Annotated in this window: 23 protein-coding genes, 1 tRNA gene and 1 pseudogene; 7 read left to right on the top strand and 18 right to left on the bottom strand. The window is 69.1% G+C overall.

Translation table 11 applies throughout. The annotated features are described in order from the left end of the window. Nucleotides 1-46: 46 nt before the first annotated feature. The 3 genes from AB0M02_RS44210 to AB0M02_RS44200 are packed head-to-tail and all read right to left on the bottom strand — an operon-like array spanning nt 47 to nt 2123. A complete protein-coding gene (locus tag AB0M02_RS44210; RefSeq protein WP_364238517.1) occupies nt 47-664 on the bottom strand; it encodes an HK97 family phage prohead protease in 618 nt (205 codons plus the stop codon). Next, nucleotides 661-1890 carry a phage portal protein gene (locus AB0M02_RS44205; protein ID WP_364238516.1) on the bottom strand — a complete coding sequence of 410 codons (1230 nt, stop codon included), beginning with the start codon at nt 1888-1890 and terminating at the stop codon, nt 661-663. Before AB0M02_RS44205 ends, AB0M02_RS44210 begins: the two co-directional genes overlap by 4 nt. After that, nucleotides 1887-2123, bottom strand: coding sequence for a hypothetical protein (locus tag AB0M02_RS44200; protein WP_364238515.1), 237 nt, complete (start codon nt 2121-2123; stop codon nt 1887-1889). The genes AB0M02_RS44205 and AB0M02_RS44200 overlap by 4 nt, the downstream gene beginning before the upstream one ends. Before the next feature lie 772 nt (nt 2124-2895). Here AB0M02_RS44200 and AB0M02_RS44195 point away from each other — a divergent pair. Beyond that, nucleotides 2896-2988: pseudogene (locus AB0M02_RS44195) on the top strand (hypothetical protein); the annotation flags it as partial. 620 nt (nt 2989-3608) lie between these two features. Here AB0M02_RS44195 and AB0M02_RS44190 read toward each other — a convergent pair. The 10 genes from AB0M02_RS44190 to AB0M02_RS44145 all read right to left on the bottom strand — a co-directional run bounded on the left by AB0M02_RS44190 (nt 3609) and on the right by AB0M02_RS44145 (nt 11130). Further along, nucleotides 3609-4016 carry a hypothetical protein gene (locus tag AB0M02_RS44190; RefSeq protein ID WP_364238514.1) on the bottom strand — a complete coding sequence of 136 codons (408 nt, stop codon included), beginning with the start codon at nt 4014-4016 and terminating at the stop codon, nt 3609-3611. Nucleotides 4017-4701: 685 nt separating this feature from the next. Next, nucleotides 4702-5142, bottom strand: coding sequence for a hypothetical protein (locus tag AB0M02_RS44185; protein WP_364238513.1), 441 nt, complete (start codon nt 5140-5142; stop codon nt 4702-4704). Beyond that, complete coding sequence (locus tag AB0M02_RS44180) at nt 5139-5471, bottom strand: hypothetical protein (RefSeq protein ID WP_364238512.1); 333 nt, start codon at nt 5469-5471, stop codon at nt 5139-5141. The genes AB0M02_RS44185 and AB0M02_RS44180 overlap by 4 nt, the downstream gene beginning before the upstream one ends. A gap of 113 nt (nt 5472-5584) precedes the next feature. Beyond that, nucleotides 5585-7333 carry an AAA family ATPase gene (locus tag AB0M02_RS44175; protein WP_364238511.1) on the bottom strand — a complete coding sequence of 583 codons (1749 nt, stop codon included), beginning with the start codon at nt 7331-7333 and terminating at the stop codon, nt 5585-5587. Continuing rightward, nucleotides 7330-7599 carry a hypothetical protein gene (locus AB0M02_RS44170; protein WP_364238510.1) on the bottom strand — a complete coding sequence of 90 codons (270 nt, stop codon included), beginning with the start codon at nt 7597-7599 and terminating at the stop codon, nt 7330-7332. The genes AB0M02_RS44175 and AB0M02_RS44170 overlap by 4 nt, the downstream gene beginning before the upstream one ends. A gap of 371 nt (nt 7600-7970) precedes the next feature. Next, nucleotides 7971-8561, bottom strand: coding sequence for a hypothetical protein (locus AB0M02_RS44165; RefSeq protein WP_364238509.1), 591 nt, complete (start codon nt 8559-8561; stop codon nt 7971-7973). Next, the gene (locus AB0M02_RS44160; RefSeq protein WP_364238508.1) at nt 8558-9505 is read right to left on the bottom strand and encodes a tyrosine-type recombinase/integrase; all 948 of its coding nucleotides are present in this window, start codon (nt 9503-9505) and stop codon (nt 8558-8560) included. The genes AB0M02_RS44165 and AB0M02_RS44160 overlap by 4 nt, the downstream gene beginning before the upstream one ends. Before the next feature lie 73 nt (nt 9506-9578). After that, nucleotides 9579-9655 (bottom strand) — tRNA-Ile (locus AB0M02_RS44155). Nucleotides 9656-9694: 39 nt separating this feature from the next. Then, entirely contained in the window at nt 9695-9865 is a 171-nt protein-coding gene (locus AB0M02_RS44150) for a hypothetical protein (RefSeq protein WP_364238507.1), read from the bottom strand. Continuing rightward, nucleotides 9862-11130, bottom strand: coding sequence for an NAD(P)/FAD-dependent oxidoreductase (locus AB0M02_RS44145; RefSeq protein WP_364238551.1), 1269 nt, complete (start codon nt 11128-11130; stop codon nt 9862-9864). Before AB0M02_RS44145 ends, AB0M02_RS44150 begins: the two co-directional genes overlap by 4 nt. Before the next feature lie 229 nt (nt 11131-11359). Here AB0M02_RS44145 and AB0M02_RS44140 point away from each other — a divergent pair, with 229 nt between their 5' ends. From AB0M02_RS44140 to AB0M02_RS44130, 3 genes are all read left to right on the top strand, one after another. After that, entirely contained in the window at nt 11360-12340 is a 981-nt protein-coding gene (locus AB0M02_RS44140) for an NADPH:quinone reductase (RefSeq protein WP_364238506.1), read from the top strand. 51 nt (nt 12341-12391) lie between these two features. Next, the gene (locus AB0M02_RS44135; RefSeq protein WP_364238505.1) at nt 12392-12838 is read left to right on the top strand and encodes a MarR family transcriptional regulator; all 447 of its coding nucleotides are present in this window, start codon (nt 12392-12394) and stop codon (nt 12836-12838) included. 151 nt (nt 12839-12989) lie between these two features. Continuing rightward, nucleotides 12990-13751, top strand: coding sequence for a hypothetical protein (locus tag AB0M02_RS44130; protein WP_364238504.1), 762 nt, complete (start codon nt 12990-12992; stop codon nt 13749-13751). Here the strand turns inward: AB0M02_RS44130 and AB0M02_RS44125 are convergent. Together AB0M02_RS44125 and AB0M02_RS44120 are read right to left on the bottom strand one after the other, a co-directional pair. Next, a complete protein-coding gene (locus tag AB0M02_RS44125) occupies nt 13748-14161 on the bottom strand; it encodes a DUF2262 domain-containing protein (protein WP_364238503.1) in 414 nt (137 codons plus the stop codon). The two genes, AB0M02_RS44130 and AB0M02_RS44125, sit on opposite strands and share 4 nt — an antisense overlap. A 68-nt stretch (nt 14162-14229) precedes the next feature. Next, on the bottom strand, nt 14230-14940 hold the full coding sequence (locus AB0M02_RS44120; protein WP_364238502.1) for an SDR family oxidoreductase: 711 nt from the start codon (nt 14938-14940) through the stop codon (nt 14230-14232). A 131-nt stretch (nt 14941-15071) separates the two neighbouring features. On the opposite strand from AB0M02_RS44120, the gene AB0M02_RS44115 reads away from it, so the two are divergent. From AB0M02_RS44115 to AB0M02_RS44105, 3 genes are read left to right on the top strand one after another with little or no spacing between them, the layout of a single operon-like run. Beyond that, nucleotides 15072-16091 carry a hypothetical protein gene (locus AB0M02_RS44115; protein ID WP_364238501.1) on the top strand — a complete coding sequence of 340 codons (1020 nt, stop codon included), beginning with the start codon at nt 15072-15074 and terminating at the stop codon, nt 16089-16091. A 46-nt stretch (nt 16092-16137) separates the two neighbouring features. Beyond that, the gene (locus AB0M02_RS44110) at nt 16138-17334 is read left to right on the top strand and encodes a hypothetical protein (protein WP_364238500.1); all 1197 of its coding nucleotides are present in this window, start codon (nt 16138-16140) and stop codon (nt 17332-17334) included. Nucleotides 17335-17351: 17 nt separating this feature from the next. After that, nucleotides 17352-17678 (top strand): hypothetical protein, encoded by a 327-nt coding sequence (locus AB0M02_RS44105; RefSeq protein WP_364238499.1) that lies wholly within the window; start codon nt 17352-17354, stop codon nt 17676-17678. Here AB0M02_RS44105 and AB0M02_RS44100 read toward each other — a convergent pair. The 3 genes from AB0M02_RS44100 to AB0M02_RS44090 all read right to left on the bottom strand — a co-directional run bounded on the left by AB0M02_RS44100 (nt 17654) and on the right by AB0M02_RS44090 (nt 22464). Continuing rightward, nucleotides 17654-18853, bottom strand: a complete 1200-nt coding sequence (locus AB0M02_RS44100; protein WP_364238498.1) for a cytochrome P450 — start codon at nt 18851-18853, stop codon at nt 17654-17656. The genes AB0M02_RS44105 and AB0M02_RS44100 overlap by 25 nt on opposite strands. A gap of 69 nt (nt 18854-18922) precedes the next feature. Then, nucleotides 18923-21379, bottom strand: a complete 2457-nt coding sequence (locus AB0M02_RS44095; RefSeq protein ID WP_364238497.1) for a M14 family metallopeptidase — start codon at nt 21377-21379, stop codon at nt 18923-18925. 137 nt (nt 21380-21516) lie between these two features. After that, on the bottom strand, nt 21517-22464 hold the full coding sequence (locus tag AB0M02_RS44090; protein ID WP_364238496.1) for a hypothetical protein: 948 nt from the start codon (nt 22462-22464) through the stop codon (nt 21517-21519). Between the last annotated feature and the right edge of the window lie 277 nt (nt 22465-22741).

The following is a 22741-nucleotide window of genomic DNA, read 5'->3' as shown; positions in this document are numbered from 1 at the left end:
TGAAGATCAGGGTAGCGCGCGATACCCCAGCCGGGTATAGCGAGCCTCAGACGGCCGGCGGCAGCACCGGGATACCCGCGGCGATCCGGCGCGCCGCCTCCCGGTTCGAGCTCGCGCCGCGAGTGGCGCGGCAGTGCGTGCAGCACACCTCGTCCACCTCGTCCAGCTGGTCGGCGGAGCGGACCCCGGTCGCGCGGGCGGCGTCGCCGTAGGCGCCCTCCAGGACGACGGCGACCTCGATCAGGTCTGCCTTACGGCGGGCGACCACCCCGGACGGCAGCCGCACCGACCCGCGCGGCCGGGACCGGAACGCCACCGACAGATGCGTCAGCGCACCGTCCTTGATCAGCTCCAGGGTCTCGTCGCCCAGCGGGGTCCGCGACGCGCGGGCCTCCCAGTACAGGCCCTTCGCCTCCTCGCGCAGCATCGTGGTCGCCCCGATCAGCGACCCGCCCAAGTCGATGTGCTCGCGGGAGAACCGCACCCGGTTCGCCGCCCGCACCTGGTGCGCGAACACGCCCAGGTCGAACTGCTCGACCAGGTGCTCGTTGATGCGCTGCTCGATCCCGAACGGCACGGCGATCCCGTGCACGGTGCGCCCGTCACCGGCGGAACGGACCTCAAGGTCGGCCGGGACGAACTGGCGGGTCTCCAACGTGGTCACTGGTCATCCTCCTCGGCGTCGGCCGGCGGCTCGGTCGGGTCGGTGGGCGGCTCGGGATCGGGCTGGTCCGGCAGGGGCGGCAGGTCCTCCAGGTCGCGGACCTCGTCGACGGTCAGGAACCCGGCCGTGAGGGCGATCTGGTGCGCCTCGTAGCGGGTCTTCGTGTCCGAGCGCAGGATCGCGTCGAGGTTCGCCTTGACCCGGGTGCCGCGCGGGAACGCCGCCGACAGGGTCTGCTCGAAGCGGGCCAGGTGCCCGAGCATCGTGGTCCGCAGCAGGTTGCGGCCGTCGGCCTCCAGGTTGCTGTAGGTCAGCGGTGACCCGGCCTCGGCGCCCATGAGGCTGAACGGCAACCCGAAGATCAGCGCCCACTCGACCAGCGAGAACTTGCGGGCGTCGATCAGCTGCAGCTCTTCGGGGTTCCAGCTGATCGGCTTGAAGCTGCCGTTCGCGATCGCCGCGATCGTGCGGTCACGCTGCGACGCCAGCCACGCCTGCTTCACGGCGGCAGCGTCCTCGGGCAGCGTCTCGGGGCCCAGCTCGATCACGCCCGTCGGAACGCCGTGCCGGGAGACGGCGCGGGCCTGACGGCCCAGCTCCAGCGAGTGCGACAGGGTGTCGAAGTGCCGCTCCAGCACCCCGGTGCCGCGCAGCGCCCCGGGCTTGTGCGGGCCCTTGATGTGCAGCACCTCCCACCGCGAGTAGGCCCGGCCGCCGATGTTGTACTCGACCTCCCCGGCGGGCAGCTCGAGCGGTGACGGCTGACCGGCGGTGACCCAGCGGACACCGACCGATTCGGCCGGCACGGGCAGCACGGAGGTCGGCACGCCCTGAGCGTCGCGCGCCGCCCACAGGCCGACAGCATTGCCGTCCCACAAATAGTCCGTCGCCCAGCTGGAGAACGTGTCGACGCGCTGCTCGTACGGGAACGGCTGCTCCAGCAGCGGCGGCGTCCTCAGCAGCTCCAACGGCCGGTTGCCGATCTGCCGGTAGGCGTCCCACGGCAGCGCACCGATGATGTCGGAGATGATCGTCGTCGCCCGTGCCGCACCCGGAATCGACAGCCCGCCCCGGTAGTCGCCGCTGCCCCAGTCCGGCGACAGCCCGTCGACCAGCGTGAACGTCTGCATGTCCCCGGTCACCGTGTCGGTGACGTCGTACCTGACCGTGTGCCCGCCCACCGCCCGCGTCATCAGGTCGCCGAGCACCCCGCCGAGGCCCCTCACCGCAAACCCGCCCGGGTCCGGGTGACGTGCGGCACCGGCCGGTTCGCAGACGGCCCAGGACGGCGCAGCAGCGGCAGCAACTCGACCGCTGTGGTCGCGGCCAGCACCAGCACACCAACGGCCAGCAGCGTCCACGCCAGCCCCGCCAGCAGATACAACCCGGCCACCGCCGCGACCGCGGCGAGCACCTGGACGGCGGGTAGCGCCGCCCCGGCCAGCCTTTTCATCGTCATCGTCCTGCCTCTCAGACCGCGAACGCCGCACGCCGCGGGGTGGTCGGAAGCGTCAGCACGCCGTACACGCCCGCCGCGGCAGCCTCAGCCGCGTCCACATGCCCGGCACCGCGGCGCACGATCGTCCAGCCGCCGTCCGGGGTCGCCTTACGCTGCGCACCCGCCAGATGCGCGTCGAGCAGCGGATCGCCGCCGTGGACGACCCGGCGCGCAACGACCAGGTCGGCCAGGCCCTGCAACGCCTCACCCGCCTTGCCACCGGTCAGCTCCAGCCCGATCGGCTTGTCCCGGTCCGCGCGCGGCAACGGCTTGCCCGGCGCCGGCGGCTTCACCGTCAGCGAGCGCAGCAGCACCGCCACCGCAGCAGCCGGAGACCCGGGGAACCACGCGACCGCCCGCGGCTTCATCGCCTCGAGGATGCCCGGCAGCTCGGTGCGCAGCGCCTCGGTCGACGACCACGCGGCGCGTACCTCGACCCGGGGACGGCCGTCCGGCAGCAGCGCCACCACGGTCAGGGTCGCGTGCTCGCCGTCCGGCGCCACCCCGAGACCGAGGACCAGCCGGTCGCGGTAGGCGTCGAGGGTGCCCTGCACGTCCCGGCCGGCCTGCCACGCGTCCATCTGGAACGCCCCGTCAAGCTGCTCGACATGCTGGCACAGCACCTCGGTGCGGAACACCGCCGGCGGGTCGGTGGCCAGCGACGAGCGGATCGCGGCCTCGCTGATGCCGTTGGGGTGGTTCAGCGCCGGGTTGGCCTGCGCCCACCCCTGCCGGTCGTCGAGATCGCAGCCGTCCGGCGCCGACCATTCCAGCAGGCACAGCGACGGGTCGGCGGCGGCCAGGGCGGCGGCGCGCAGCTGGTTGAGCACCACGGACTGATCGTCGCCGGCGTTGGAGAAGCAGAAGATCTGCCCGTTCGCCCGCGCGCTCGTCGTCTTGGACAGCGCTGACCAGGCCGCCCAGTCGCGCTGCTCGCGCAGCTCCTCGAAGTCGAGCACGTCGACCGACAGGCCGCGGGCAGCCTTCCTGTTCGCGGCCTTGATCGCGTACCGGGCGCCACCGGTCAGCCGGAAGTACTTCCGGCCGTTCACCCGGTGGATGTGGTCAAGCTCAGCCCCGAGCTCCGGCACGCCGCCGATCGTCTCCAGGCACAGATCCCACATCTCCTCGGCCAAGCCGAGGTCCTGGCCGACGCCGAGGATCAGCCGGGCACCGTCGACGAAGAGCTTGTGCAGCAGCAACGCCCGGCCGAGGTGAGATTTCCCGTTTTGCCGAGCGGCCAAGATGACGACGACCCGGAAGCGGTAGCTGCCGTCGGGGAGTAGTTCCAAGGCGCGCCGGGCGGCCTCCTCCTGCCACTGCATGAGCGGCTCGCCGAGCACGTCGCGGGCGAAGTCGATCACCTCGTAGCCGCGCGTCGTCGACCGAGTCAACGGGCGCAGCGGCGGCGTGAACAGCCTCGGCGTGGCGATTCCCAACAGCTGGTCAGGCGGTACGGGAGCCGCGGAGCGCGGCGAGCTTCCCAGGGACGTTGCTTCCACCACCGGCACCTCCCTTCCGGGCGGCGCGGGCCTTCGGCGTAGCACCCAGGGCGTCGAGGACGGCCAGCAGCTTCGGGCCGAGCGCATCGAGCACGACCTGCTGCTCGACCTGCTTCTCCAACCGGGCCAGCATCTGCCGGCCGGTCAGGTCGTCCGGATCGAGCGCGCCGGCGATCCGGGCGGCATCGGCCGCAAGGGTGGCGGCCTCGTCGATCGCGTCGGCGTAGCAGGCGGCAAGCCGCTTGGCCGCAGCGTCGGCCGGAGTCAGGTCAGGCACCGCGGCCAGCGCCTCGGCGACCACCGGGGCGATCAGTTCGTCAGCGGGCCGAAGCCAGCGGGATCCAGCGCTCATCTCACCCCTCCCGTCTGACCGCCCAGCATACCCGTAGGGGGTAACAGTACGAGGTCACGACTTCACCCGTGACCTGCGGTGACGAGGCGACCCCGGGGAGGGAGAAACAGGGCAGCGGGTGTCCAGCCCCGGTCCTTCCCCACCTAAAATCCGGTCACCATCTCGTGTTCGGTCTCGGTGCCGGATCCGCCTCGCTCGGTGCTCCGGTGGACAGATTGCACCAGAGGCAGCTCGGTGCGAGGTGGTCGATGTGGTCGGCCTTGCATCCGGGGCATCCGCTTGCCCTGCCGTGCAGGTGGTGTGCGTGCGTGGCTTTGGTCGTGCATCCGTCGAGGCGGATGGCGCAGCGGGGTCGCTGGGCTGCGGGCAGGTCGAGGCGCAGCACCCGGGCCCTGACGTTGCGCCAGGCCCTGGTGCTGCCCTTGCTCCACGCTGCGCTCACGCCAGTGCCCCGGCGACGAGGCAGGCCCAGACGAGCCCCGGCAGCGCCCAACTGGGCAGCGTCCACCAGCTGAGCCACCGCGGTACGCGCCGGCTCATCGGTGCCGGCCTGAGCGGATGATCCCGGTCAGGACCGCGATCACGATCAGCACGAAGGTCAGGTTGCTGCCGAGCTCCAAGGTGTGGGTCATGGGATCCTCCTTGCTGGGGCCGGGCGCATTACCGGTGCGCCCGGCCTCGCTGGTCAGGGCAGGAACGGGCCGTGCTTGCCCGGGTCGTACTCGGCGGCCTCGACCATGCGCCCGCCGGGCAGGCGCAGCATCTTGCCCTGGGCGGCCATGGTGGCGATGTAGGCGGTCTTCTCGTCGTCGGTGATGGGGCCGATCCGCCAGTCGAGGATCTTCGCGATCGTGTCCTGTGCGACACCGGCGACGCCGGGCCGCAGCTGCTGGGGCAGGTCGATGATGGCGCTGTCGATCCGGTCGAGGGCCTGGGCGAGCTGCCACAGCGGTGCACCGACCTCGGGCAGTTGGTCGGTGCAGTCCTCGCAGACGGCGCCCCTGCCCTTGGCGCCGATGGTGATGAACGCGTAGTCGAGGATGCTGTCGCAGAGGGCGCAGTGTTCGGCGTCGCCTTGGGTGATGACGACGGGGATCCAGGGCAGGGTTGCGGTGGTGCTGGTCACGGCTGCTCCTTGGGTGCGGTGACGCGGTTCTGGCCGATCAGTTCCAGGACGAGTCCTGCGTGCCGTGTGCAGATCAAGATTTCGGCCTCGGGTGTGGTGTCGAGTGGTTCGGCGGTGCATCGTTCGCCGGTCCATCGGCCGATGACGGTGCAGGTGACACGTCGGTCCACGGTGCTTCTCCTCAGCTTGTTGCGGTGTCGGGCCTTGAGCCCGTAGTCGCGCCGGGCCTTGAGCTGTGCCCGCTCGGCCTTGCGGTTGGCCCGGTCGCGGATGGTCTTCTCGACGGCGGCCTCCAGGCGTGCGCGCCAGTCGATCGGTTCGATGGTCATTGGGTGCTCCGTTCACCGAGTCCTGTAGACGTGCTCTGCTCCGCCGCTCTTAAGGCGGAGCACCACGTTGTGCTCTGTGCTCTGGGGTGCTCTGGAGCACCTGGAGCACCCGTTCATGCGAGGAAGTGGAGCGTCGAGCGCCCCGGTCCGGGCTCGCGGCGGAGCTTGGCCGCCGAGACGGCCTTGGAGGTGCGTGTCGGTCCCCAGCCCATCTCGGAGCCGATCGCGTTCTGCGTGCAGCCGGCGTTCGCCTCGACGTAGGCGCGCACGTGTTCGGCGTCCCGGTTGGCGGCCGCGGTGCGCCGGTCCCAGCCGCCAAGGACCAGGCCGCGCGTGTTCTGGTCGTAGGTGAGCTGTTCCTCGGCCACGTCCACGTCGCGCCCCTCGGCGCGCATGTATCGCAGGCCGGCGTCGTCCTTGGTGACGTACCAGAGCGCGTCGGGCCAGCCCTCCAGCCGCTGTGAGCCGCTGGCCGACTCCTCGCCGGAGTCCACCCGGGCCTTGGGGGTGTGGGCGGGCATGATCAGCTCCTCGACGCCCGCCTCGGCCTTGATGACGTCGAGGTTGTCGAGGAACGTGCCGACCTGGAATTCGGCGTTGCCGTCGAGCACGGAGCCGACGGCGGCTCGGCTGAACGGGTCGACGATCCACACCTTGACCTGGCGCTCGCGAAGCCACTGCGTGACCCAGGCCCGGACTCGCGGGTCGATCAGCGGTAGGCGCTTGCCGCGCAGGTGCAGCATGTGGACCTTGTCGCTGTTCTCGATGCGGACGTCGCGCATCCAGTCGCGGTACTGCTCGGCGCCCACCTCGTAGTTGAAGACGGCGATCGTCCCGTCGACCGGCGTGGTGTCGAAGCGCCCAAGGAACTGCTCGCCGTCGGCGAGGCAGCGCACCGCGTGGTTGATCAGCGTGGTCTTGCCCGCCTTGCGGGTGGCGATCAGAAGCGCATTGTGCCCGGCGCCGAGGATGCCCTTGAACCGGTAGCTCACCTCGGGGGCCGGGATCGCCAGCTCTTCGGTGAGCGTGCCGTACGACGCCGGAGGCGACCAGCTGCGCGCGTGCCGCTCCTGGTCAAGGATTTCGCGGGCCTGTTCGACCGCGCGCAGTTCGAGCAGCTTCTGCTCGGTCATTCGCTCCAGCCGCGACGGCGGTTCGTCCACAACGTCGTCCACAGGCGGCTCGTAGGCCTCGAACGCGTTGAGGTCGTGCCCGGCTGCGATGTGGTCGGCGGCGTCCTTGCCGGTTGCGGCCCGGACGAATCGGTACGCCTTGGCGACGCCTTCCAGCTTCGCGGCTACCTGGGCGGCCCAATCGTCGCCGCGTTCGTCACGGTCGACCACGCAGACGACCAGGCGGCCGGACAGCGGCGTGACGTCGGCCTTGCCGAAGCTCTGCGCGCCCTGCGGTGCCGTGGTCGCGATCCCGCCGGCGGCCTCGATGGCGTGGACGTCTTTCTCGCCCTCGACGAGGAACACGTACCGGTCCGGGCCGGCGGCTTCGAGCTGGGCGAGGTGGTAGAGCGTCGAGGTAGGCCCGGCGCCGGTCTGCGCGAACCGCTTCTTACCGCGCTCGTCGTAGAATCGCTTGACGGTGCGCCCGTCGTCGTACCGGTAGGTGGCCGAGCGTTCGTCGTACAGGTCGGCCGGGGTCAGTTCCAGCGTGGCGAGGACGTCGCGGTAGTCGCAGCCGGTGTGGCAGTGCACGAGGCACTGGCCTTGGATGCCGGTGACCGACAGGCTCGGCGCGTGGTCCTCGTGGGCGGGGCAGGTCGCGTCGGTGCGCTGGCCGCCCTTCTCGACGACCTTGCACCCGTGCTCGCGCAGCTTGCGGATCACCCGCTCGTAGGCGGTCTCATTCACTCGCCACCGCCCGGTTTCGCGACGGTTGGCCATTCGCAGTCGGGCGGCAGGTGGACCTGGTTCATGCGGCCCTGGGTGAGGTTGTCGCGGGCACCCAGGGCGTAGCCGTGCGCGAACGCGTCGAGCTGCTCGTCGGTGGGTCGCCAGTCGGGGTGGTAGTGCCGGAGCAGGATGCGAGCGGCGGCGAACAGCAGCTTCTCGTCGGCTACGGTGAGGTCGGTGGCCGGCCTGTCGCTAGCAGGCCGGGCACCCCCAGCCCGCGTCATGCGGCACCGCCCAGCTTGCGCGCGGCCTTCGCCCGGCGGGCCTGTGCCGATTTGAGCGCGAGAGACTTGTAATACGCCCGACGCAGATTCTCGGCGGCTTTCGCACGGGCTACGGGATCGGTGATTTCCTCAGGCACCAACTGCTCGAAACGGTCGAGCAGTGCCTTTCGGGCGGCCTCAGTCCGAGCCGCACGATCTGCGGTGCGCGCCCATGAGACATCGGCAGCGATGGAGGCGATTAGGGAACGGTCGGAAGAGCTTCTTGCGGGCACGGCTGGCCTGACCTCTTCGGTCCTGGCCGGTGCTCAAGTTCCGACAATGCGCAGCAGCTACCGGGTGCGCGAGCGTGGAAGATCCACAGTAGCACAGCGTTACGTGCGCTGTGCAATGCCTTGGTAGACAACGCGCCGCTTGCCGGTAGCCAAGTAGGCCATGACCTTCTGATGGTCGAGTTTGGCGGTCGTGCAGCGACATTGAAGCTTCACGTCGTCAACCGGCCCTCGGAGCTGCTCGACGAGGCACACGACCGACTCCTTGCGGCTGTCGCGGCGCTGTTCCTCCCATGTGGCGTCCCAGTCAGTTGCGGTCGTGTAGCCGTACTCGGGGTCATACCCGCCTTCGATCACGCCGCCAACCGCGTATGCCTCGACTCCGTCTAAAGGGCCGAGGCCAGTAAGCACAAGTCCGGCGGCGGTGCGATAGACCTCGCCAATCGTGTGGTTTCGTCGACAGACGATGGCAAGCCTGCGGAATCGAAAGCGCTTGCTGGTGGTGAGGATTTTGCGGAGTGCCTGGCTGGCCTCAGCGCTCTGCGGCCCGGCCTCCAGCAGTTCCTGATGGCTCCAACTGTGGCTGTCTGGCGTCTCCATCCTCGCTCGGCGCAGTTGCTCCGGACTGGGTTCGCCGAGCGAGTTCTTGTACTCCTCGTAGCTGATGAACGGCTCTGGAACGAACGGGCTCACAGCCGGTCTCCTCTCGCTGCGCGCCGGTGCGCTTCTCGTGCTCGCTCGTCGGCGGCGCTGGCGGCGTACCGGCCGACCATCTGCCGTGACTTCCAGCCGGCCAGCCGCATCAGATCGGTCTCTTGGCCGCCGGCACTCAGCCAGTCGTGGGCGAATGAGTGGCGGAAGCGGTGCGGGTGCACGTCGGGGATGCCGGCCTGGTCGCCGCGCCGCTCCAGCATCTGCGCGAGCCCGGACGGCGTCATGCGCCCCTGGCGGCCGAGCCATAGGGCGTTGCTGGCCTTGGCCTTCGGATGCTTGGCCCGGGCCCGGACGTACCGCCGCAGCGCGTCGGCGGTCTTCGCGCCGAACGGTGCCGAGCGGGTGCGGCGGCCCTTGCCGAGGACCTGGACGACGTCGGTGCCCCAGTCCACGTCGTCCAGGTCGAGTCCGGAGATCTCGCCGAGCCGGACGCCGGTCTCGATCAGCACGCGCAGGATCGCGGTGTCGCGCCGGGCCTCGAAGTCGGTGCCCTTGCAGGCGTCGAGCAGGCGCCGCAGCTCGTCGTCGGTGAGGATCGGCACCGGCTGCTCCGGCACCGCGGGCGGGCTCATCCGCTCCATCGGTGACCGGGTGATCTCGCCGTCGTCGAGCAGCCACTTCCAGAACTGCTGGAGGGACCGGTAGTGCTTCGCGGTGGTGGCCGGCGAGAGCCGGTCGAGCATCGCACCGAAGAACATCTCCAGGTGCTCGCGGGTGACGCTGCCGACAATTGTCGGCATTCCCTGCTCCACCAGGAAGTCAGCGAGGTTGTGTCCGCACCGCAGGTAGCTCTTGATCGTCTCGGCGCTGCGGTTCTTGGCCTTCAGGTGCCTCGCCCAGTCCGGCAGCAGCGTCCGGATGTCGTCCAGATCGGGCGCGGCATCGTTGATTTTGGGTGCGCGGGGGTTGGTCAAGGACTCCACAAGGCGTACAGTACCTCCCTGTACGAGCGTTGTGCAGTCCTCGATCTGACTGTGTACTTTGCTTTTATGCTGGTGGTGGGGCGGGCGGGACTCGAACCCGCGACCGAGGGATTATGAGTCCCCTGCTCTAACCCACTGAGCTACCGCCCCGTACCGGCGGCGATCCTATCCAAAACCCCACACCCGCAGCTAGCGATCTATCGCCGCAGGCAGGAGAATGATCTGCCTGCTGGGATCCGACACGAAGTCGCGCGGTTGCAGATCCTCGATCCGCGGCAATCCCTCATCGCCCACGGACGGCTCCTCGGGGCCGTCCTGTGTCGTGAATTCTGCCCAATTCTCCGGATTGATATCGCTCATAACAGACTCCCCACGCTAGCGCCCAGTGACGTCAGTACCGCCCCCGCGGCGCGCCAGCCGCCCGCCATCGCTCCCTGGAGAGACGGACTGTCGCGATGATCACCCGCGACGAAGATGCCGTCGCCGAGGGCTACCGGTTTGCGCAGGCGGGACTGTGGCACGCGGGCTGCCGGCAGTGCGTGTGGCACCGTCACCACATTGAGCAGGTCCCATTCGTCGGTCGGCGCGCCGTAGATGCGGGCGAGTTCGACGCGAATGACCGCTTCGGATGCACTTGACGGTGCGGATACCCCGACAACTGTGGCCGCGATGAGGCTTTTGCCGCCAGGTGCGTACTCCGGAGCCGCATTGCTCATCACCACCGTGTTCGCGATGATTTCGCGCCGGTCGCCGTCGAGCAGGAGGATGGGTTCGTCGACGGGGGCGCGGTCGGCGCCGAAGTAGAAGGTGGTCAGCCCGTGCATGTCGGGTCGCGGCAGGACAGGCAGCAGGGTGGCCGCGGCGAGTGGGTCGGTCGCGACGATCGCGGCGCGGCAGCGGATCTCGCCGCCCTCGGTGACGACCGTTCCGGAGCCGATGGACAGCGTGCGCGCGCCGATCAGCAACTGCGGGAAGGGCAGCGGGCCGGCGATCGCGGCGGGCAGGGCGGCCATGCCCGCGGCCGGCACGCCGATGCGGCCGCGCGTGAACGAGCGCAGGAACATCGCCGTGACGTGGCTCGACGTGTCGAGACTGCGGTCGGCGAAGACGCCGGAGAAGAACGGCCGCAGCACCTCTTCGATGATCCGGTGGGAGAGACCGGCGTTGCGCAGCATCTCCTGGGTGGTCGTCTCCGGCGTGTCGAGCAGTTTGTCCGGTGGCAGGGTCGCACAGCGGGTGGCGAGCGCGGCGAACTTGAGCCGGTCGGTGAAGGTGCCGACGCCCGAGGTGAGGGAGTGCGCGGTGGTGAGCGGATCGCGTACCGGATTCTCCAGCCGATGCAGCCCGCCGCCGCGCCGCACGAGCACGCCCGAGGTGAAGTACCGCATGTCCAGCGCGTCGACGTCGACGAGAGCCGGCAGCCGCGGATAGGCGGTGTTGAGCACCTGGAAGCCGCGGTCCATCCGCCATCCGTCGACAACGTCCGTGCCTACCCGCCCGCCGAGACGGTCGGAGCCCTCGACGAGCAGCCATTCCACACCGGCGCGATCGAGCCTGCGGGCGGCGGACAGCCCAGCGAGCCCGCCGCCAACGATGACGACGTCCACCTCAACCGGCTGCGACATGAAGACCTCACTAGATGCAATCAACGCGAGACTCAGCGTAACGGGGCAAGTGCGCCCCGGGGGGCGAAAGAAGAAGGGGTACGCCAATCCCGCTCGACCTCCACGGGGATCTACGGCCCGCGCGGAGCCGGGGCCAGGCGGGGAAGTCCCGATTCACGGGGCTTGACGCGCGTACCCAATTTGGTCAAGAATTTGGACAGTCCAGAACCATGACCAATGGAGATCCGTCATGCGCGCAGCCTGGTACGACGAGCAGGGCCCCGCGGCCGAAGTCCTCCGGCTCGGCGAGATGCCCGACCCGTTGCCCGGCCCCGGCGAGGTGCGCGTGCGCGTCACCACGTCCGGCATCCACATCGGTGACGTCGGCAAGCGCCGCGGCTACTGGGGCTCGACGATGGCGTACCCCCGGGTGATCCCGCACGGCGACGGCACCGGTGTCATCGACGCCGTCGGCGAGCGCGTCGACTCCCGCCGGATCGGCGAGCGCGTGTGGGTCTATCTGGCCCAGTCCTACCGCCCCTTCGGTACCGCGGCCGCCTACACCGTGGTGCCGGAGTCGCGTGCCGTACCCCTGCGGTCGGAGATCTCCGACGATCAGGCCGCCGGCCTCGGCATCCCTGGGATGACCGGACATCGCGCGATCTTCGCCGACGGCCCGGTGACCGGAAAGCGGATCCTGGTGACCGGAGCCCTGGGCGCCGTGGGCCGAGCCGCGGTCGCCGTGGCCCGCCGGGGTGGCGCCACCGTGATCGCGACAGTGCGCCGCGCCGACCAGATCCCCGCCGCGCTGGAGGCCGGCGCTCATCACGCCGTCGCCACCTCCGACGGCGACGTGGCCAAGCGCATCCTGGACGCCACCGGCAACCAGCCGATCGACCGCGTCGCCGAGCTCGCCTTCGACACCAACCTCGCTCTCGACGAGGAGGTCCTCGCCTACAACGGCGTCCTCGCCACGTACGCCACCGGCGACAGCTCCCCGCGCGTCCCCTTCTGGCCGCTGGCGTTCAAGAACATCACCGTGCGCTTCCTCAGCAACGACGACTTCCCGGAGGATGCCAACGTCGCCGCCGCCCGCGGCCTGACCGACGCCCTGGTCGCCGGCGACCTTCGCTACCCGATCGCCGCGCGCCTGCCCCTCTCCGAGATCGTCCGCGCCCACGAACTGGTCGAGAACCCGGGCACCACCGGACGCGTGCTCCTCGACCTGTGACCAGCCGTGAGATCCTTCTTGGCGCTGGACCCAAGTCACGATAGGAATCACATGGGACGAAGCACCCGGCCCGCGGACCTCGGGATGCTGGCCACGCGGCTGCTGCTGGGCCTTCAGTCCGAGCTGTTCCGCCGCAGCGCCGAGGCCGGTTTCGACGACATCCGCCCCCGCCACGGAGCCGTGACCGCATACCTCGACGAGAACGGCCTCCGCCAGAGCGAGCTGACCCGCCTCTCCCGCCGCAACAAGCAAACCATCGGCGCGATAATCGACGAGCTGGAAAAGCTGGGCTACGTGACCCGGGTCCCCGACCCCGCCGACCGCCGAGCCAAACTCATCATGCCCACCGACCGGGGCCGCCGCCTGATGGAACTCTCCGACGGCATAGTCGCCGACATCGAACGCGAATACGCGGCAATCGTCGGCCGGCAGCCCTACGACCAGTTCTTCCAAACTCTCTCCGCCATAACCGCCGACCTGGAGATCACCGAGGAGTAACCCGCCCGCCGAGAATCTCGGGGGCCCGGGACCTGGTTGCCGGCTCGGCGGTGGTTGCGCCTACCTGGTCGACCGCATTTCTGAGAAGCAGCGCCGGGCGTCCGCGCATATGCCGTGGACGCCGACCGGTTCGAAGCTGCATCATCGCCCAGTGGCTGGTTCCGACCGTGACCTGTTCGCATCATTCGACCCGAACGAACGCGCGTTACTGGCCTGGGTGGCCCCGCAACTGGACGCTGCCGCGATCGACGAGATCGCCGCGGCGGACTACGGCTTCGACGTGCCCGGGAATCGCCGGGCGCTGACCGACCTGGTGCACAGCCCCTGGTTGCCCGACGACCTGACCGGAAACCCCGGCGAGGTCCTGGCCCTGACCCGGTGGACAACGCCGGCGGACCGGCGCGGCCACCTCCAGCGACTGTTCGCCTGCACGCTCCTGACCCGGGCGGTGACCGCCGACGGTAATCCAGTGGACTCCCTCGCCCCGCTGGTCGACTCGGCCTGGGAACTCGGAGAACCGGCCCGCGACGCCGCGGTGCGCTTTCTGGCCTGGTGCCGGCTCAACCTGCCCGGCGACTGGCGCGCCGATCCGTCCTCGCCGATGTTCCTGACCCTGGCGATACTGCTGCTGTCGGCGGAAACGGCGGCCTCGGCCCCGTTGGCAGCCCTCCTGCTCGGGGAACTGGACGCCGCGCTGACCGACCCGGACCTTCCCTGGCGACGACGGCCCCGGTCGCCACTGTTCACCCGCCGCGACACCGACTCCGCCACCACCCGCCGGCTCTGGTCCGTCCTCATGACCCGCTGCCTGGTGGACAATCCCGCAGGCGTCGATCCCCGGCTGACCGTGCTGGGCAGAGCTCTCGGCGGCGACACCGCCACCCCGATCGACGACCTCCGCGCACTGTTCTAGCCGGCGATCTGGGCGTCGGTCATCGTGCCGTCCTCGTCGATCCAGACGCGAATGCTGTGCCCGCCGAACATTCCGTCGTCATCGAAGTAGAGCTCGATGTCGCATTCGACCGCCGCGGCAATGCAATCGAGACGGATCCGGCGGGCGAACTCGGCCGTGCTGATGACGGACTCGTCGTTCTCCCAGACCTCCACCTCGCCAGGCCGTTCGGGGGAGAAACTGTTCGCCAGGTCCACCGCGATCCGCCGGGTGAAACCGTCCAGTTCACCGACCGTCGTGCTCACGCGCTGAGCGAGTGCGGCCGCCGCAGACTCCTCGTCCGCGTCGAGCACGACTGACACATCACCGAGTTGACCGTGAAACTCGAAGCCTTCGTCCGGGCGCCGGAACTCACCGAGCACCGTATTCACCGACAACTCCGCCATGAGACATCACTCCGAAGTAGAAGCGTGACCCTACCAGCGGATGGTGGGTGAAATCAGCCGAAGAGAGCGGCCGGGATGTCGGCGTAGAAGAGGGCGGGGTCGCGGGAGAGCGAGGCCTTGACGTTGGCAGTGGGACGGTCGGCGATCACCTCGAGCTTGCCGGCTTCCAAGCCGTCGAGAGCCGTGCTGACCACCTCGTGCGGCGGGAGTTTGGGGATGTCGTACCCGGCCATCATGTCGGTGTCGGCGATGGCCAGCGCGAGAGCGGTGACCTGGGTCTTCTGGCCGGCCAACTCGAGCCTGATGCCGTTGGTGAGAGACCATTCCGCGGCCTTGGAGGCGGCGTATCCGTTGCTGGCCGGAGCGAAGGCGTACCAGCTCAGCGCCGAGATGACGTTGAGGATGGCGCCGCCGGCGAGCCTGGGAGCGAATGCCCGGGTGACGTTGAGGGTGCCCCAGAAGTTGGTGTCGAACTCACGGCGGACATTGTCCGTGGAGGCACCGAGCAGCGGGGCGTCCGTGGAGATCCCGGCATTGTTCACGAGGATGTCGAGGTCCCCCACCTCAGCCGCCGCGGCGCCGATGGACGCCGGGTCGGTGATGTCCAGCCGCAGGGGTACGACACCGGGGATGTCGATGCTCTCGGGCCGGCGGGCGGCGGCGTAGACGGTGGTGGCACCCCGAGCGAGAAGAGCCTCGGCGAACGCCTTGCCGAGGCCCCGGTTGGCGCCGGTGACGAGGACTTTTGTTCCGTTGATCTGCATGCGGCAACGGTAAGACCTCACGTTGACGTCAGAGGCAAGTATCTGCGAGTCAGGTCACGGCACACGAGCCCCAATCCCTCGATCGCTGTCGATATAGTGGGCCCGGATTCCATACACGGGGGGACCACATCATGAGGCAATGGCGCATCGCCGCAACCGCACTGCTCGCGACCGCACTGTTCGTCGGAGGCGCGCCCGCAGCCGCGCAGGCGGCTGACATCGGGCAGATCATCATCAGCACCAACGGCCCCAACCCGGGCATCATCCATGTCACCGTCCACAGCACCGACCCGATCGCGTCCGTGCATGCTGACCTCCTCGACCCGGAGACCGCCGCCGTCGTTGCGACAGCCGACGACTTCGTGCTGGCGGACGACCAGGCGCCGGACCGGATCCACTACGTGACGGCGGCGCCCGTCGTGATGGAACCCGGTACATACGAGGCTGTCGTGACGGTCACCGCCGTTGACGGTACGACCGCCCGCACCAACGAAATGATCTGGAACTACCAGATCGTCGCCACCGTCGAGGACCTCACCGTGGACCGCCCGGCGATCGACCTCGACCACCGGGACGTCACCGTCAGCGGCGTGCTGCGGGGACGCTGGCCCGGCAGCGGCGAGGTACGCCCGCTCGGCGGCGCGACGCTCAACCACTGGGTCTACATGGGCGGCGACGAGCCGATCGTCACGAACGCGGACGGCACGTTCACGCGTACGTTCACGATGGCCGGCACCATCAACACCATGGAGTTCTGGTACGGCAGCGGCTTCCCGCACACCCGCAGCGGCGACAGCGCCACGTACACGGTCACGGTCGTCCCGCAGCAGACCCGGGTCCGGGTGCAGGCAGACAAGCGCCGCGCCAACGCCGGTGACCCGATCACCCTCACCGGCCGGGTGGAACGCCGCGGCGTCAACGGCTGGACCGCCGTCCCGCAGCAGACCAGCCTCTGGGTCGACAACGGCTGCGACGACACCGGCTGCGCCTTCGGCTACAACGACATCCAGCTCAACGCGGACGGCACCTTCACCACCACGACGACGGCCCGGCGCACCGGCTACTTCCGCGTCTCGGTGACCGGCTACGCGGACTTCCTCGCCTACAGCACCGGGCAGACCAAGATCGTACGAGTGACCGGCACCCCGTAGACGAGGCCGATAGCCTGGACCCAACCACAGGCCCGGAGCTGCCGTTGTGAGCAATCCGCTGATCGCCGGAGCAGACAATTCGACCACCTGGTCGACCGGTCTGGGCCTGGTCGGGGATGCCCGGCAGATCAGCGACGGCATCCGGGACAACAGCTGGGTCGATGTCACGCTCGGCGGCACCGGTGCGAGCCTCGATGTACTGGCTGTCGCGGTCGATCCGCTCGGATCGCTGTTCGCCTGGGGTGTCGGCTGGCTGATGGAGCACGTCAGGCCGCTCAAGGACGCTCTCGACTGGCTGGCCGGAATGCCCGACGAGATCGCCGCGCAGGCAGGTACCTGGCGAAACGTCTCTGCCGCTGCCGCTGAGGCCCATCAGCGGTACGCGACCGCGATCCGCACCGACACCGCCGAGTGGCACGGCGCGTCCGGTGACGCATACCGCGCACACGCCGGTGAGCAGCTCGCCGCCCTCGACGGGATCGCGACGGTCACGAGCGCGATCTCGTACGCGGTCGAGGGTGCCGGTCTCCTGGTCGGCATGGTGCGGGAGATCGTCCGTGATCTGATCGCCCAGTTCGTCGCGACCTTGGCGGTGCGGCTGCCGCAGTGGCTGGCCACGGAAGGCATCACGCTCGGTTTAGCCACCCCGGTCGTGGCCGGCCAGGTCGCCGCGCTGGTCGCACAGTGGGCCGATCGGATCCAGCACTTCATCCGGGCTCTGCTGAACAGCCTGCGGTCCCTCGACGGCAAGCTCAGTGACCTCACCGCCGTGCTGTCCCGGCTCGAGCAGTTGCTCGGGCGGCTGAGCCGGACCGACCCACTGACCGCACGACCGGTGGAGAACGGCCTGTTCCGGCAGGGTGACGGTATCGTCCGCAACGGCACCAAGATCCTGATGAGCAGGGAGAACGTCCTGGCGATCGCGGGCAAGTTCGGCATCGACATGGACGGCGTCCGATTCACTCTGGACAAGGTCCGGCGCGGTTCGGGGCCTGGCAAGGAGTTCTACGGGGTGACCATGCCCGACGGCGAGATCAAGCTGGCCCGTGACGCGTTCATGGATGAGGAGCAGCTGGCCCGGACGCTGGCGCATGAGAGATTCCACCTCGACGAGCTGCGCAACGGGATGCAGTTTCCTCTTGACGAGGCGGACCGCGCTGTCTATGAAGTCCGTGCGTACGCCCATGAGGAACAGTGGTGGCAGTCCAAGAAACACCTGCTCGACACGGAACAGCCGGAGTAGATGGACCGATGCGTGAGATGACAGATTCCAACCACCGGTGGGAGGCGTGGTTCGACGCCTTCACCAAGATCCGGGACGCCTGGCCGGCTCGGTCCGACGTCTCGTGCCCGGACGGCGATCAGGGACGGCTGCACATCACGTACACGGGGAATCCGGAGTCACGAATCGGCTTCGCCACGATGTGGTGCGACGTCGGTCATCACGGCATCTTCCTTCCCCGAGTCGGCATTCCGGAAGGCGCCGCGATGCTGTCCTTCGACGCGACTCCGCAGGAGCGAGCCGCCGTCATCCCGGACATCAGTCTGATCCCGACGGATCCCTATACCCCGGACGAGGACCAATGAGTCAGCCGCAGCGGTAGGTTGTCCGGGCCGTGAGTGCCGATGGCCGGTCGCCAGTTCACCTCGCCCGTGATGACCGGTGGGCCGAAGCGGCGCGTCAGCACCGGCAGCATCTCGCTCAGCTGGGCCGACGCCAGCGCCGACCCCAAGCAATAATGCGGCCCCGCCCCGAACTGCAACAACGGCGCCTCTCGAACCGCCGTGATGTCGAACGACCGTCCCCCGGGATACGCGCGCGGATCCCGCTGAGCCGTCTGCACCGCCATCGTCACGAAGCTTCCCGCATCGATCGACAGCCCCTGGAACGAGAAGGAGGTGGTCGCTCGGCGGAAGACGCTCGCCGCTGACGGGCGCCAGCGCATCGTCTCCGTGACGGCTCGGTCGGCCAGGTCGGGGCGGTCGTGCAGCAGCGTCCACTGAGCGGGGTGCTCGGCGAACGTGACGAGGGCGTTCGAGATCTGGTGGCGGGTGTTGTCGTGAGCGCCGAAGACGAGCGTGACCAGCAGATTACGCAGTTCGGAACGGGTCACGGTCTCCTCGTCGCGCCAGGCGGCGACCATTCGGGAGACCAGGTCGCCGGCCGGGTTCTTCGTCTTTTCGTCGATCAGGGTGTCGATGTAGGCGTCCAGGCCCGTGAGCGCGCGCTCGACGCGTTCCTTCGCGTCGCCGCCGGCGGCCAGGGCGAAGATCAGGCCGATGTCGCTGGACCAGACGCTGAAGATGTCGTGGTCCGCGGGCGGCACGCCGAGCAGTTCGCTCATGACGGCCAGCGGAAGCCGATCAGAGAACGCCTCGACGAACTCGGTCTCCGGAGAGCCGGCGATCCCAGAGGCCAACGCCTCGGCCGTCGAGCGGATGAACGGGCGCAGCTGTTCGACGGTGCGCGGGGTGAAGGAGCGGCTGACGAGTCCCCGGAGCCTCCGATGGTCGGCACCGTCGCGGTTGACGATCATCGGCACCCACCAGTCGTGGATGGGGCCAGAGGTCACACCGTTGCGCCGCAGATAGTCGTCGCCACCGTGGTCGAGCCGGCGGTCGCGGAGGAGTTCCTGCGCCTCGGCGTGCCGCAGCACCAGCGGGCCGAGTGGGCTGTCGGCATACCAGCCGTCATCCTGGGCGGCCAGCGCCTCCGGTCCGGTGAAATCGAACTCCGGGTCGACGACGTTGAGGAACGGCATCCGGCACTCCCCTCCAAGCGGGCACATGTCACCGAGTGTGACGCGCACATCACCAAGAGCGGAAGGCCGTCAGTCGACGATCGTGATCGTCGCCTTGCGATAGCGGCCGTTCTTGTCCGGATCGTAGTTGCGCTCGACGTTGCCGGCGGCGTCGACGGAGAACCAGTGGAACGTGGTCGTCTCAGTCACGTGGAACACCTGGCCCGGCTCCCGGAATTCGGTCGCCTCGTAGCGGGGTGACTGGAGGGTGGGCCGGCTGCCGTCGGTCGTGTAATAGATGGTGGCCGGCTCGTTCGTCTCGAAGCGCGCGTCGACCGGGTCGCGGAACCTGCCGCCGCCGGGTTTGAGCTGGGACGTCGGATCCTTCCTGTCCCTGCCCCACTCCGCAGCGACCCGGAACATCTCCATGATGCCGTTGGCGTACTCCATCGTCTCGGAGTGTCCGCTGACGAGGTTCGGGTCGCCCTCCCACGGTGGCTGGAACGAGCCGCCCTGCCAATCTCCGGTGGCCGGGTTGTAGACCGAGCCGCCGACCTCCCAACCGAAGGCGTAGATCCCGTAGGTGTAGTAGAGGTCCTCACGCACGTTGCCGGCGGACGAGTAGAGCACGTCGGACGAGCCGCCGACGTTCTCCGGCGTGACAACCGTCTCCCGGTACGCCTTGACCTGCGACAGGATTCGCGCGGCCGACTGCCAGTAGAACGCCTCGTCGCCCAGCGGCGGTCGCGGCGTGGTGATCCGGCCGTCGGCGATGTAGGCGCCCGGCTGCCAGAACAGCTGGCCGCCGTTGGAGTGCACGGACATCATGAATTTGATGTTCGAGTACTTCTCGACCAGCCAGACGATGTTCTTCGACTCCGGCTCGGACAGTTCCTCGGGGCCCTGGTAGGTGGCGCTGGTGCAGCTCGTCGACCCACCCGCGTAGCCGTCGTGGCCCGACCCGACCCGATAGTTGCGGTTCAGGTCGACGCCCCAGGAGTCGCGGCGGCCCGGGTCGGCGTCCTCGTCCGGGCAGTGGTTGGTCAGGTTCTTCCGTTGCAGGGCGAAGTTGTAGAAGCTGTAGTTCGCCCCGTCCGGGTTGTTGGAGAGGATGAAGAAGACGTCGGTGTCGTTGACGATCCTCTTCGTCTCCCGGTCGGTGCTGTAGTTGCGCACCAGACGCTCGGCCGTCTCCAGCGAGGTCGTCGCGGGCACCCATTCGCGGGCGTGGTCCTGCGCCTGGATCAGGACGCCGGGTTTGCTCCCGTCCCGGTGTCTGCCGATCCGCAGGACCGGGATCGTGGCCGGGCCGCGGGGCACCTCACCCTCCGGCGCGCCGGCGCGCTTCTGATCGAGGAAGTCGGTCAGCGCAACAGGGCCGGTCGTCGCGGCGACGATCCCGGTGCCCGCGTTCGAGCGGTACGGGTGTGCCCGGTCTATCAGCCCCTGCGACTGGGTCTCCAGCACCGTCGCGACCTGCGCGGCGGTGCTGGCGAGCGCTCCGCCGGCGTCCTTGGCGAGTTGGACGCGAACGGCGTTGCCCGTCACCTCGACCCCGAGGGGGAGGTCAGCGCCCGGCCGGTCGACGAACTCGACGGTGATGTCGTTGCCGCCCTCGTGGCCCCACGCCGCCGAGCTGACGACGACCGCGGACTGTCCGGTGCCGCCGATCGTGGCCTGGGCCTTGCGCTGATAGCCGTGCGTCCGGTTCGGCAGGTGGATGATCTCGGCGATGCCCGGATACTGCTCGGCGATCTCCCGGGCGCGGGCGTACAGCTGTTGCGGGTGCTGGTAGCCGCCGATGAAGTCGTACCTGTAGCCCGGACGTTCGGTCAGCGGCGGAGGGGCGCCCTCGAGCCAGTCGGAGACGGCTCCCGTGGTGATGCCACCGGTTGAGCTGGTGATCCTGACCTGCCGCGGACGAGTGTCCAGTTTGAACAGGTTCCGATGGAACATGTACTGCCCGGAGTCGACGAATCGGCTCATCGTGCGAGCGAAGCCGAACGGAGTGTTCTTTCCCGAGTCGTTCTCGACCTGCATGCCGACGATCGGGCTCTCCTGCTGCCCCTCGGTGGTCCGGGCCTCGACATAGAGGAAGCCCTGGCCTTTCGTGGTGAACCAGTCGGCGCGGACGACCCGTACGGTCGTCTGGTGCGTGAGTGGTTGCACAGACTGCGCGTCGGAGGTGGTGGCGATGCCGCCGTCCGCCTCCTCGGGCCAGACGAAGCCCTCGTCGTCGTCGAGGACCTTGACGCCGATCGCCCTGAGCTCGGCGATCTCCTCGGTGGTCGCCAGGACCTCGCCCTCGATGCCGTTCGGTACCCGTTTGAGGCCGTGCTCGATGTCGAAACCGGCGTCATTGACCTTGTCGAGCATGGCGGCACCGGCCAACTCGATCCGGACGAGCTCCGGATCCTCCCGGCGGACCTGCCCGGCGACGGTTTCCTCCGCCGGGTTCGCTCCCTCGGACGGGCTTGCCGTGAGGACGCTGCTCACCACCATGGCGGGCAGCGCGAGAAGTGCGAGCCGCAGTCTTCCGCGTCGCATGCGTCCCCCTTGCGTTCGCCGACAACCTCCGGGCACGGCGGGCCAGGAGCCCGCTAAGCCATCAGCGTATGTCTATCTATCGCTTCACGCGACGGCGGCGGGGAGAAACGCGACGGCTGGCGGGGGGAAAGAGTCCTTCACGGCGCGGTGCACGGCTGCTGTTCGGGGACCAGTCCGATGCCGGTCAGCTCTTCCAAGACGTACGACAAAGCCGCAGCCGCCTCGTCCGGAGCACCGGGGGTGTCCACGTCCACATACTCGGTCCGGGCCGTATCAGCCGCCAGCAGGTGACGCAGGACGGGCTGCCACGCCGTCCGCGGGTCGGTGATCCTGGCCGTTATCACCGAGAGCCCGGCATCCGTCAACCGATCGATGCCGGCCTCCGGGTCGGGCCAGTCCCGCAGAACGGTGGTCAGATCGAGGCAGATGCCCAGGCGGTCCTTGTCCACTCGGGACAGCGCCGTGACGGTGTCCTCAGGACTGTCGAGAACCCGGCCGGGCGCGGGCTGGAAACCGGCTCGCACCGCCCGGCCCACCCGCCACGCCAGGTCAGCGAGGCCACCGGAGAGACGGCCCAGGTGACGGGCGACGGCTCGTTCCTTGGTCTCGTCCCAGCCCTCGCGCCGGCCCAGCCCGCAGGTGGCGACCGCACCGCGCACCTCCTCGAACGGCAGCAGATCGACCAGGATCCGCGCCAGTTCGAGCGTCTGCCGCAGCCGAGCAGTGGTGCTCCAGTCCGCACCAGGGGAGGCCGGCTCGGCGGAGGAATCAGACGGAGAAGGGGAGGAAGGGGTCTCGCCGCCGCCCTCGGGGACGGGCACCCCGCTCAGCGTGACGACCTCGAGCCCGCGGGCGTCGAGTTCGGTACGCAGTCGGGTGCGGGCACGCCCGTCATCGGCGAGGGCGGCGGCGAGGGGAAGCGGCAACCTGAGGGCGACTCCCAGGGTGCCGGTGCCGAAACGGGCTCGGAGGGCCGACGTGACGGCATCAAGGTGTGTGACAGCGTCGGGCACGGTCTCGGCCTGGTCTAGGCTGATGCCGCAACTGAGGTGCACGATTCGGCCGGAGGGATGGCGCAGCCGCATCAATTTCCTCCCCGGACGAGGTGACCCGTGCAGGTGCACGTGCATTCGCCCGTGCTGACGCCTCCAGTATGGACCATTCCGGAGCCGGTCCTCGATGGACCGAACCCGCACGACCGGGTTTTCATCGCCGCCTCCATCCGTGGATGCCTGTCCTCGGATACGAGCCTGCGTCGTCGGACGGATCACCGGCGCACCCGACGTGCGACGCCGTGAGCGGCGCGAACATGATCCGGATTCACAAAGATGATTGACACGTGTCAATCAACGCGGCAGCGAT

The sequence above is a fragment of the Actinoplanes sp. NPDC051861 genome (genome assembly GCF_040681145.1).
Taxonomy (GTDB): domain Bacteria; phylum Actinomycetota; class Actinomycetes; order Mycobacteriales; family Micromonosporaceae; genus Actinoplanes.
The sequence above is the reverse complement of the archived record's forward strand: the minus strand, read 5'-3'. Positions and strand labels throughout refer to the sequence as shown.